Source organism: Acidobacteriota bacterium (assembly GCA_003696075.1).
In the GTDB taxonomy this organism is placed as follows: Bacteria; Acidobacteriota; Polarisedimenticolia; order J045; family J045; genus J045.
The window spans coordinates 1-4,472 of sequence record RFHH01000055.1; the positions used below are offsets into that span (position 1 = coordinate 1).

At 71.2% G+C, this 4,472-nt stretch carries 3 protein-coding genes; 1 reads left to right on the forward strand and 2 read right to left on the reverse strand.

Features of this window, described 5'->3' with window-relative positions; all coding sequences use genetic code 11:
• Positions 1–974, reverse strand: a 974-nt coding sequence (locus D6718_03495) for a hypothetical protein (GenBank protein RMG47501.1), incomplete at its 3' end; no start/stop codon positions are given.
• A 134-nt stretch (positions 975–1,108) separates the two neighbouring features.
• Positions 1,109–3,412, reverse strand: a complete 2,304-nt coding sequence (locus D6718_03500) for a hypothetical protein (protein ID RMG47502.1) — start codon at positions 3,410–3,412, stop codon at positions 1,109–1,111.
• On the opposite strand from D6718_03500, the gene D6718_03505 reads away from it, so the two are divergent.
• Positions 3,411–4,472: sodium/proline symporter (locus D6718_03505; GenBank protein ID RMG47503.1), on the forward strand; the 1,062-nt coding region annotated here is incomplete at its 3' end. The genes D6718_03500 and D6718_03505 overlap by 2 nt on opposite strands.

A 4,472-nucleotide genomic window follows, 5' to 3' on the forward strand; every position in this document is an offset into this window, starting at 1 on the left:
AGCGAGAAACCGGAATTCCCCCGCTCGGGGTCGACCTCCCGCTCGTCGCGCGTCACGTTGTCGAAGCGGTCGAACAGCTTGGTGCTGATCGGGTGATCGAGATGGCTCCACCCGCTGCGCCAGGCGACGACGTAGTTGCCGGCGGCGTCGCTCCCGACCTTCGGGTGGGCATAGAACCACCGGCCGTAACTGTAGCCGACGAAGACCTGATCGTTCTTCGGATTCCCCGCCGAATCGAAGCGGCGCGCGTAGACGTACGGGTAGATGTATTGCGTGCTCGCGGAGCTGGACGAAGAACCGACGAAGTGGACCTCGAATCCGGTGACGAAGTCACCGCCGCGATCGAACGCGGCCGAGATGTAACCGTGAGTCGGGTTGGCGATCAGGAACGGCGGGGTCTTCGGGGCGCCGCGCGGGTCGAAGAGCTGACCCATGGCGTCGAAGGCACAAACGGGGCTGGCCTGTTCCCACACCACGACGTAGTTCCCCGCCCAATCCATCGCCACGTCTCGGTCGTCGGGGAGCTCGGTGTTGATCCAGGCCGGCTGGGTCAGCGGCGTTCCGTCGAAGTCGAACAACCGCTCGAACAGGCGCGTCCCGACTCCCTGCTCCCAGCCCGACCACACCAGTACGAAGCGGCCGAGGTCGTCGGTGGCGATCCGGGGGTCGTCCGCCTTCGGCGTCGATCCGTTGGCGGGGATCGCGGGACCGATCGGGTTGCCGGCGCGATCGAACCGCCGGACGAACAGGTTCTGCGGGTCGGCGTCGGTGGTCCAGGTGATGACGAACGTCCCCCGGTTCGACACCGCGACCCGCGCGTCGTGAGCTGGCTCCGACTCGCTCGCCCGCCGGATCGGCCCCACGGGGCGGGGCTCCATCTGGGCGGTGGCGGAAAGGCAGCACGCCGCGACCGTGGCGAACGCCGTCAGGCGAACGGGCGTGACGACCCGGCTCGGGGAAAGCCCGGCTCCCATTCGCACCCCCCGGCCGCCTCGCGGCCGTGCGGCTGGGGCGACGGTCTCCCGCCGGCGAATTCATGTTACGCAGGTGTCCCCCAGTTCGCGACCGGAAAGCCCCGGCGAAAGCAAAAGAAGGGCAAAAGCCGGCTTCACCGGCGGCCGGGAACCGGGAGTTCGACGCCGAGCCGGCGGAGGTTCTCGCGGAACAGCGCGTTGTCCGGCTCCAGCTCCAGGCCCTTTCGGAGCTCCGCCACCGCGCGGTCGCGCTGCCCGGTCAGGACGAAGACGTTCGCCCGGTACTGGTAGACGGCCGGCTCGTCCGGCGCGAGGGCCTGCGCCCGGTCCAGTCGGTCCAGCGCTTCGTCGAACAGGCCCCGGCGCGCGAGGAGCTGCGCCTCGTTCAGCAGATCCCAAAGCCGCCGGTCTTCGCCCGCTTGCGCCGCCTCTTGCATCCCCTCCGGTCCGAGGAGCCGCTCGAGCGCCGTCCTCGTCGGTTCGTAATCGGGGTAGTAGCGCATCACCTCGCCGTACAGCTCGAGCGCGCGCCGGAGGTCGCCGCGCCGCTCGGCCAGCACGGCGAGGTTGTGCAGGGCGCCGGGATGGATCGGGTCGAGCCGGCGCGCCCGCTCCAGGTGCTCTTCCGCCTCGTCCCACCGGCCCATCTCCCCCAGCAGTCCGCCCAGGGCCACCAGGATGTCGGGGTCGTCCGGGTTCTCGGCGGCGAGCCGCTGGTACGCCTCGAGCGCCTCCTTCTTGCGCCCGATCTCGTACAACACCGCGGCCGTCACCCGCGCCTTTCGCGGGGAGGGCTTCAGCTCGCCGCCGACGTAACCCAGGCTTTCGAGGCGCTGCATGATCCGCTCGTCGACCGCCGCGTCCGCCTGGAGCGGCGCCGATTCGAGCGGCTCCGTTTCGTAGGTCGCGATCCGCGGCGGCGGGTCGAGTTCGACCAGATCGGTCAGCACGCGCCCCGGCATCTCCCGGGACGCCGGCAGGCCGAGCAGCGCCAGCACGGTCGGGGCCACGTCGAAGACGGTCGGGCGTTCCTGCGGCACCGCACCGGCGCGAACGCGGTTCCCGTAGAGGATCAGGACGCCCTCCTTCCGGTGGATGTTGGCGCCCGTGCGCCCCATCGTGAGCGCCGCCCTGGGATCGGCGGGAAGCTCGCCCAAACGGAATCCGTGGTCGGAGAGCACCACCAGGGTCGTCCGGTCGTCGATCTCGTCGAGGAAGCGCCCCAGGATCTCGTCGGCGTATTCGTACATGCGCTCCACGGCGTGGCCGAAGTGCCGCTGCTGCTCCGCCAGCGGACCGCCCAGCTCGGGCGCCTTGAACAGGTGCCCGAAGAGGTGGCCGACCGTGTCCGTTCCCTCGATGTAGACCATCGTCAGGTCGGCGCGATCGCGGCGCAGCAGGTGCAGCCCGATCCGCTCGTTCGTCCGCGCCGCTGCCAGCGCCCAGCGGAAGTGCGCGACCCGGTCGTCGAAGTCGAAATCGAACGGCCGATCGAACTCCTCTCGCGGCACGTCGATGAACGGCCGGGCCTGCTCGTACCCGATGTCGTCCGGCGTCACCACCAGCGGAGCGAGTTCGTCGAGCAGCTCGGGCGGATAGGTCTTTCCCTGCGTCGAGTCTTCCCCCTCGAGACCCTGGCGGAACGTGAAGTGGTAGTTGAAGTGGTCGGAGACGATCGCTCCGTTGACCCGTTCCGCCGGCCAGGTCGCCCACCAGCCGACGACGTCGACGGTCCGGCCGGCGTCGGACGCGATGTTCCACAGGGCGCGCACGCGCCGCATCAAGCTCATGCTCGGCACGCGCTTGCCGCGCTCCGTATCGAACACGGAAAACTCGATGATGCCGTGCTCGTCCGGCCTCCGGCCCGTGGCGATCGTGGTCCAGATGACCGGACTCCACATCGGCATCATGCTGCGCAGCCGGGTGAACGTTCCCTCGCGGGCCGCTTTGGCGAAGTGCGGCAGCCTCCCCTCCCCCATCAGCGTCTCGAGCGCGACGGGGTCGAGCCCGTCGAAGCCCAGCACCACGACCTTGTCGCGGGGCGCGGGGACGCAGGCGCCGAGCAGGATCGCGGCGAGGACCGCCACCGAGCGTTTTCCTGTCGCGGCCGGCGGCATCGACTCGAACGGGCGGCTCCTCCGCCCTGCGGACGGGGGCCGAGCGGTTCGATTATAGGACGGCCCGAGGGACGCCGGCCCCGCCGCCGCGCTAGACTCTGCGGCCATGAACCCGTGGGCCGAACTCGCGCACCCGCTCGCCTTCGCGGCCTTTGCCGCGACGCTGCTGGCGCCGGTGCTGGTGGGCCTGTTCGCCCGGCACCGGACCCGCTCGGAGAGCGATTTCTTCGTCGGCGGGCGGGCGATGAACCGCGTCGTCGTCGCGCTGTCGGCCGTTTCCTCCGGCCGGTCCTCCTGGCTCGTCCTCGGCGTCACCGGCATGGCGTTCGCCCGCGGCGCGAGCGCCATCTGGGCGATCGCCGGCTACACCGCGGTCGAGGCGCTGCAGTTCCTGCTGATCGGCCGCCCCCTCCGGGAAGAGGCGCAGCGCACCGACGCGATCACGCTGTTCGACTGGTTCTCCGCGCGCTTCGACGGCGGAGGGTCGGCGGTGCGCCTGACCGGCGCGGCGATCACGGTGGTGTTCCTCACCGCCTACGTGGCCGCGCAGCTCACCGGCGGCGCGAAGACGCTGACGGCCGCGCTGGGCATCCCGCCGTTCGCGGCGCTGGTCCTCTCGCTCCTGCTGATCCTCGCCTACATGCTGCTCGGCGGCTACGTCGCCGTCGCCTGGAACGACGTCGTCCGCGCCGTGATCATGCTGTTCGGACTGATCGCGCTGCCGGCGGCGGCGGTCGCCCGCCTGGGCGGGCCGCAGGCGCTGCTGGACAAGCTCGCGGCGCTCGACCCCGGTCTGCCCGATCCGCTGGCGATCTCGGCGGGGGCGCTCATCGGCTTTCTCGGCATCGGCCTCGGATCGCCGGGCCAGCCGCACATCCTGGTGCGGTACATCTCGGTCGACGACCCCCGGAACCTCAAGATCTCGGCCGTCTGGGGCACCGTGTTCAACGTGCTGCTCGGCGCCGGGGCGGTCGCCTCCGGCATGGCGGGGCGCGCGCTTCTCGGCGACGCCGGCGCCTTGCCGGGCGGCGATCGGGAGACGGTCTACCTCGTTCTCGCCTCCGACCTGTTCGGACCGGTCCTGTACGGCCTGCTCGTGGGGGGCGTCTTCGCGGCGATCCTGTCGACGGCCGACTCGCAACTGCTGGTCGTCGCCTCCACGGTGGCGCGCGACATCGGCGAGCGCGTCCTCGGCCGCGGCAAGGGCGGCAGCGCCGGGGAAAGCCTGGCGCTCTCCCGCCGCGCGCTCCTGCTCTCGGCCGCCGCCGCCTTGCTGCTCGCGGCGGCCGCCCGCGACCTCGTCTTCTGGCTCGTCCTGTTCGCCTGGGGCGGCCTGGGGGCGGCGCTCGGACCGCCGCTGATCTGCGGGCTCTGGTGGCGC

Coding starts and splice junctions, on each gene's coding strand:
- D6718_03500 (RMG47502.1), bottom strand. CDS start 3,412: ATGCCGGTGACGCCGAGGACGAGCCAGGAGGACCGGCCGGAGGAAACG.